Origin of the sequence: Thiorhodococcus drewsii AZ1 (genome assembly GCF_000224065.1) — a bacterium.
GTDB classification, from domain to species: domain Bacteria; phylum Pseudomonadota; class Gammaproteobacteria; order Chromatiales; family Chromatiaceae; genus Imhoffiella; species Imhoffiella drewsii.
In genome coordinates, this window is the sequence record NZ_AFWT01000111.1 from 1 (window position 1) to 1,296 (window position 1,296).

The 1,296-nt window shown below is 64.5% G+C and carries 1 protein-coding gene and 3 pseudogenes; all 4 read right to left on the reverse strand.

The annotated features are described in order from the left end of the window. Positions 1-137 (reverse strand): annotated as a pseudogene (locus tag THIDRDRAFT_RS27470) (IS66 family transposase); the annotation flags it as partial. Between the two features lie 236 nt (positions 138-373). Continuing rightward, a pseudogene (locus THIDRDRAFT_RS27010) lies at positions 374-679 on the reverse strand (IS66 family transposase); the annotation flags it as partial. A gap of 39 nt (positions 680-718) precedes the next feature. After that, positions 719-1,072: an IS66 family insertion sequence element accessory protein TnpB gene (gene tnpB, locus THIDRDRAFT_RS23235; RefSeq protein ID WP_007043397.1), complete on the reverse strand. Its 354-nt coding sequence runs from the start codon at positions 1,070-1,072 to the stop codon at positions 719-721. After that, positions 1,069-1,296, reverse strand: a pseudogene (locus THIDRDRAFT_RS23240) (IS66 family insertion sequence element accessory protein TnpA); the annotation flags it as partial. The gene tnpB and the pseudogene THIDRDRAFT_RS23240, both read right to left, overlap by 4 nt.

Below are 1,296 nucleotides of genomic sequence, written 5' to 3' on the forward strand. Positions count from 1 at the left end.
ATGCCCTCACGCTCGAAGATCTTTTCCTGGCGATACAGCGGCAGGGCATCGACGAACTTGGCGGTGACGATCCCCGCCAGCAGTGAGGCGTGGGCGATCGACTTGGGGATGATCTGTTCGGGACGTGGGGCATCTTGACCCCGATCTCGGCCCCCGGGAGTCCTGCGTACGCGCGACGTACTTTGGCGCGCTTTGAGACGATGACGTAGGTCTGGCGCGGCAGGATGGCCAATTGCTCGGAGGTGTCGTAGCCGATGAAGCTCCAGTCATCCCCCATTGAGGCCTTCTCCTCCGCGTCGAGATCGAGCAGACGCTCGACACGAGGCAGATGGCTTGGCAGGGGACGGCGCACGGGTTTGCGCTTGGTCGGCGTCTCCTTATCCTTGGCGGTGTCCGGCGCGGCGGGCGCAGGCAACTCGGCCTCGAGTGCGCCGATGAGTGCCTCGAGTTCGGTTTCGTCGAACAGGCGCAGCTGGCTGTCGGGAACTTGATCGGCGCTGCGCCCGAAACGCTTGCGCTTGAGCAGCTCGATGGTCTCGAGTAACTGCGCGATGCGCTGCTCCTGAGCCCCGCGTTCACGCTCCGCCTCGGCCAATTGCTCGGTCAACTGGGCGATGATCGCACGCAGTTCGGCGGGGGCGTCGGGGAGGGGTTGAGCGGTGCTGGACATGCCCGGCATTATACCAGATTCCCTTGTCAAATCGGATACTTATGAACGCTAGATGAGATCGAAATCGGCGCGTTTATGCGCCTGAACCCGGGTCGGATCCAGCCCATCGAGCAACCACTGGAATTCACGCGCCGACAGCTTGACCGGCCCTTCGCTCGCCGACATCGGCCACCAGAAGCGCTCGCGCTCAAGGCGCCGGTACCACAGCCAGAAGCCGTTATGCTGCCACACCAGGATCTTGAGCTTGTCGCGCCCGCGATTGCAGAACACGAACACCTGGCTCGAGAAGGGGTCGGCCGCGAGCACATCGACCACCAGGGCCGCCAGCCCGTCGATCTGCTTGCGCATGTCGGTCGCTCCGGCAGCCAGATAGACTTGCGTCTGCGCCCCGAGCCTGATCATGCCGCCAGGGGCTCCTGGAGCACCGCCAAGACCCGGCGCAGCGTCCTGGGTTCGAAGTCGGCACCGACCTCCAGGCGCAAGCCATTGGCCAGAACCAGGGTCAATGCTGGACCCGCCACCGGCGCGGGAACCTCGTGCAGCTCGACAGGCACCCAGCGAACCGACCCACCTTCGCCCTGGCGTGTTTCCTGATCACCAGGATCCGCGTCCTGACGCACTTGCTC

What these genes read in the sequence shown, in the direction of transcription:
- tnpB (WP_007043397.1), bottom strand. Translation starts at nt 1,072, where the DNA reads ATGATCAGGCTCGGGGCGCAGACGCAAGTCTATCTGGCTGCCGGAGCG.